The organism is Chryseobacterium sp. UNC8MFCol, assembly GCF_000482305.1.
GTDB classification, from domain to species: domain Bacteria; phylum Bacteroidota; class Bacteroidia; order Flavobacteriales; family Weeksellaceae; genus Chryseobacterium; species Chryseobacterium indologenes.
Genome location: NZ_KI535294.1, coordinates 8,713 through 12,923 on the forward strand (window position 1 = coordinate 8,713; position 4,211 = coordinate 12,923).

General features: G+C 33.0%; 6 protein-coding genes. All 6 read left to right on the forward strand.

Going from position 1 to position 4,211, the window contains the following annotated elements; genetic code table 11:
• The coding region (locus M030_RS0123445) for a hypothetical protein (RefSeq protein ID WP_027375634.1) at nucleotides 1–954 on the forward strand (954 nt) is incomplete at its 5' end.
• A gap of 3 nt (nucleotides 955–957) precedes the next feature.
• Nucleotides 958–1,401, forward strand: a complete 444-nt coding sequence (locus M030_RS0123450; protein ID WP_027375635.1) for a hypothetical protein — start codon at nucleotides 958–960, stop codon at nucleotides 1,399–1,401.
• Between the two features lie 357 nt (nucleotides 1,402–1,758).
• The gene (locus M030_RS26035) at nucleotides 1,759–2,787 is read left to right on the forward strand and encodes an RHS repeat-associated core domain-containing protein (RefSeq protein WP_316931442.1); all 1,029 of its coding nucleotides are present in this window, start codon (nucleotides 1,759–1,761) and stop codon (nucleotides 2,785–2,787) included.
• 43 nt (nucleotides 2,788–2,830) lie between these two features.
• On the forward strand, nucleotides 2,831–3,325 hold the full coding sequence (locus M030_RS0123460; protein ID WP_027375637.1) for a hypothetical protein: 495 nt from the start codon (nucleotides 2,831–2,833) through the stop codon (nucleotides 3,323–3,325).
• Complete coding sequence (locus M030_RS0123465) at nucleotides 3,318–3,776, forward strand: hypothetical protein (RefSeq protein ID WP_115596891.1); 459 nt, start codon at nucleotides 3,318–3,320, stop codon at nucleotides 3,774–3,776. The genes M030_RS0123460 and M030_RS0123465 overlap by 8 nt, the downstream gene beginning before the upstream one ends.
• Nucleotides 3,777–3,945: 169 nt before the next feature.
• On the forward strand, nucleotides 3,946–4,211 hold a 266-nt coding region (locus tag M030_RS0123470; protein WP_027375639.1), incomplete at its 3' end, for an RHS repeat-associated core domain-containing protein.

Genomic DNA, 4,211 nt, shown 5'->3' on the forward strand with positions numbered 1-4,211 from the left:
GATGGAAGAAAACCTCGTCAGTTTGCCATGCCTACGGATGCGAGACCTGATGCTCCTTCAGGATGGATCAATCCTAACTGGTTAGGAAGAGGAGATGCGGCTTTTGGATCTATAGAAACAGGATATAGTGGCGGCGGTGCTCCAATGTCAGCAGAAGGATTATTAGCTACAGCATTTAATATTGGTGGAACTTGGAATAATACAGGTTTTGGTTTACAAAATGATACGGGTACCCTATTAGGATATGATGGTGGTTACAAAAGTCTCAACGTGAACTATGGAGAAGGAGGTATTGGGGATGCAGTAATTAATATCCCTGAAATTTCATTGAGCGGGAGTAGTGTCTTTTGGGGACTTCAGATCCAAGGTCATGTTAATCGTTATATGGCTAAATGGAATGCAAAAAGTGACTTTGCGTGGGATAGGATGAAGAATTCCGGAAGACTTAATGATCATGGTGTTACTTTTATAGGTGGTGTAGGAGATCCTGCTGGAATATTTGATATTGCAGGACAAGTAATGAGTACTTGGAAGCCTCAAAATAGGTATCTTGCCATGGCTGCTGGGATTATAGGTGCAGTGGCATTGAAAAAGCCTGGATTAGTAAGAACTGATGTTGTTAACCTAACAGAAGAAACTTTTTCACAAGCATTGATGAAAAGTGCTGAAAATTTAAATGGGTATTCCATTTATGGTACGAAAGGGTTAGTGGGAGATACTTTTAATAGAAATATTTTCTTAATTGAAGCTTCTAATGGTAAAAGTTTATCAGGGTTAAGAACTCTCGTTACATCTATGGAAGAAGAAGCCATAAGAGGAGGAGCAAATAAAATTTCCATATTTGGATCATCGGTTATTAATAAAGGTTTTCTAAAACCACAAATAGCAGAACGTTTTGGCTATTCTTTTGAGAAAGTTGGGCATAGTGTTATTTTACAAAAAACTTTAAAATAAAATATGATAAATAAAAATAAGACAGCAGTTTATATGTCTATCTTTAAGAGAAAAGGAGGTGAAGGTATAAAAACAAAAATAATAAATGAATCTAATAGGGAACAGTATAATATAGTTTGGAATAATCTGCTTAAAGAAGAAGAACCTTTAATTATTTATTTTGATAATAATGTGAATTGGTTTTTATTTACAAATACCAGAATTATAATATCCCAAAATGATATGATTCACTTCATTGAATTAAACAATATTATTGAAATTACTCCTGCACTAGAAGAAGAATTTAAAAATAATATATTTAATAAAACTCAGTTTAGTAAATTGAAAATAAAGCAAAAAAATGATATATATATAATTTGTGATTTAGAGAGAGGATTACCTTTTGAAGGATTATATCAGGTTTTACATTTTATAAAAACTCAAAATATTAATATAAAAAAAGGCTGAGTTCTAAGGTTTTAAGCTTCTCTGTTGTCGCATTGTTTGACAAAAAATAAATAAATTCGTGAAGATTATGATGCAAATTGTAAGTATTTATAAATGGTTGGTTTCGAGTTATTACAGGAAATGAACGGCTTATGATTTTGCACTTGAAGACTTCCCCCAGTTGGCGCGAGCATCTCACTTGTGTCCTTTGAATAAAAGCAAAAGCCACTGCATTGCGGTGGCTTTACTATGGGGAAACCGTTATATTTACCAGTACAAAGACCATTTAGGCAATGAAGGGTAAGTTTCGCAAGAAACAGCGCAGGTGCTCCTGAAATTACCGGAACTAACAACTATTATCCTTTTGGGCTCAACCATATCGGAGGCGGAAAATCTCCTTTTTCTAACTACCATGCGTATAAGTTCGGAGGTAAAGAACTCCAGGAAACAGGGATGTATGACTTTGGAGCGAGGATGTATATGCCTGATCTGGGAAGATGGGGCGTGATAGATCCACTGGCAGAAGCAATGAGAAGGTATTCTCCTTATAATTATGCGTTTAATAACCCGATAAGCTTTATCGATCCTGATGGAATGGCTCCCTTGAACCAATTTAGGATGATGTCAGATTCTCGTCCTGATGCGACTTCCGGTTGGACAAACCCCAATTGGTTGGGAAGAGGATCATACGGTAATATAGATTATGGAGAAACTTTAGCACCTGGAGGTGGTGGAGGTGTTTATGAAACTGATTATGGAACTGTATATGAAGGAAGTTATGCAAGAGATGCTTTTTCATCTTTAATATCTGGTGCTGATCCGACTCCTCGACCTAATAAAAATAGGAGCATATGGAATAGAATCGGCCGTTTTTTGGGGTTAGTTGGTAGCAGTAAAAAAGGAAGCATAGAAGTTGGTCCTGCGGTAGCTATAGATCCTTATGTTCCAATTGTTTCCCCCTATGAATCTATTGGCGTATTCTCTTCTTATATAGCAAGTCAAATAAGAACTACAACGGAAACATTCTTTAGTTTTTCAGGAGGATCAAATGATCCGGATAAAGAAACTTTGAATAAGCTTAGACCTGGTGATAGAATGGATTTTAATAATATGTTTGAGTATATTATAAATGGTTATGGGAGAGCATTTAAAGTTGTAAATTTAAAACCAGATCATTATCAAACAGCGATTGATATTATGTCTCTGAGTTCACTTCCAAATGGGAATGGATTTTATCCTCCAGCAGGTTTAGCTAATCCAGATACATTAGGAATATGGGATACTCAAGCTACGGGAATTTTACGCATGAATGATGGTACGCCATATGGATTAAAATATAAGAATATAAGAGGACAGGGTCTAAGTAGAAGAACTTTAGATTCCTTAAACAGAGCAATCAAAGATTAAAATAATTATTGGAATAAACAAATTATGCAAAATAAATAAAAAGATGAGAAAGATTAATTTTATTATAGTATTTACTTTAATATTATTTAATTGTAAAGACACTAAGTTTCAAACGAAAATATATTATCCTAATGGAAAATTAAATTATACATCAGAAATTAAGAAAGACACTAATAAACTTATATTTTTTGATAAAAATGAAAAAGCGACTATGCATTTAAACTTTTATAAAGATCATTTTACAGGTGCTATTTGCTATAATAAAAACCCTAATCTTCCATTTAAAGATTCTATCAATATAGATAGTTTGAATGGTCCGTATTTCTATGGTACAGAATATATTGTTTTTAAAAATGGTGCTAAGCGTATGGGAACATATAGATATAAAAGAAATTTAGATTTTGAAAAAGTACTATCTAGCATACAGCCGTTTGGTATCCATAATACCTTTGATATGAATGGAAATATTATTGGTAAAGATGAGTATATGATTATAAATGATACTATATATAATACTAAAATTGTTGAAAATGAATAGTTATAAATATTTTTTACATGTAGTTTTTTCATTTATTTTAATAAGCTCTTGTACTAAAAATAATGATTTAAGCTACCATCTTTATGATAAAAATGGTTTTATTAAGGTTGATGGAAAATTTAAAAGTGATCAATTTATAGATACAATTTATATCTATAAGGAGACAGATAGTGATATATATAATGATCATTTTAATACTTTTATAAAAATAGATAGCTCAAAAAATAACTTTTTTTATGGTACAGAAATCATAGAAGAAAAGAATACTCATAAACTTTTTTCTAAGGGAATGTATAGATTTAAAAAATCTAATAATGCAAAAGAGTGTTATGAAAGTAAATTAAGAACTGGATATTTCATTATTTTTAATCGTGATGGGAGTTTAAATTCAAGAAAATTATATCAGATAAAAGGGGATTCTTCTTATATTATTAAAAGACAAAGCATATAATAATAATTTTAACCGCTGGCATAGCAGCTCACTAGTGTTCCTCTGGATAAAACAAAGCCACTGCGTTGCGGTGGCTTTACTATAAGAAAACCGTTATATTTACCAGTACAAAGACATTTGGACAGACGAGTAAAAGAGAATCTTTTACGCAGGCTGCGAACGCAGTTCAGTGAGGATAAGTTTCACCAGAAACAGCGCAGGCGCTCCTGAAATTACCGGAACCAACAACTATTATCCATTTGGCTTAAACCATATCGGAGGAGGTAATATTTCACCTTTCTTTAACTATCATTCCTATAAATTTGGAAGCAAAGAACTTCAGGAAACAGGGATGTATGATTTTGGAGCGAGGATGTATATGCCTGATCTGGGAAGATGGGGCGTGATAGATCCACTGGCAGAAGCCATGAGAAGGTATTCTCCTTATAACTATGC

Bases quoted from the DNA above. Each gene is read 5' to 3' on its own strand.
- M030_RS0123450 (WP_027375635.1), top strand. From the start codon at position 958: ATGATAAATAAAAATAAGACAGCAGTTTATATGTCTATCTTTAAGAGA.
- M030_RS0123460 (WP_027375637.1), top strand. From the start codon at position 2,831: ATGAGAAAGATTAATTTTATTATAGTATTTACTTTAATATTATTTAAT.
- M030_RS0123465 (WP_115596891.1), top strand. From the start codon at position 3,318: ATGAATAGTTATAAATATTTTTTACATGTAGTTTTTTCATTTATTTTA.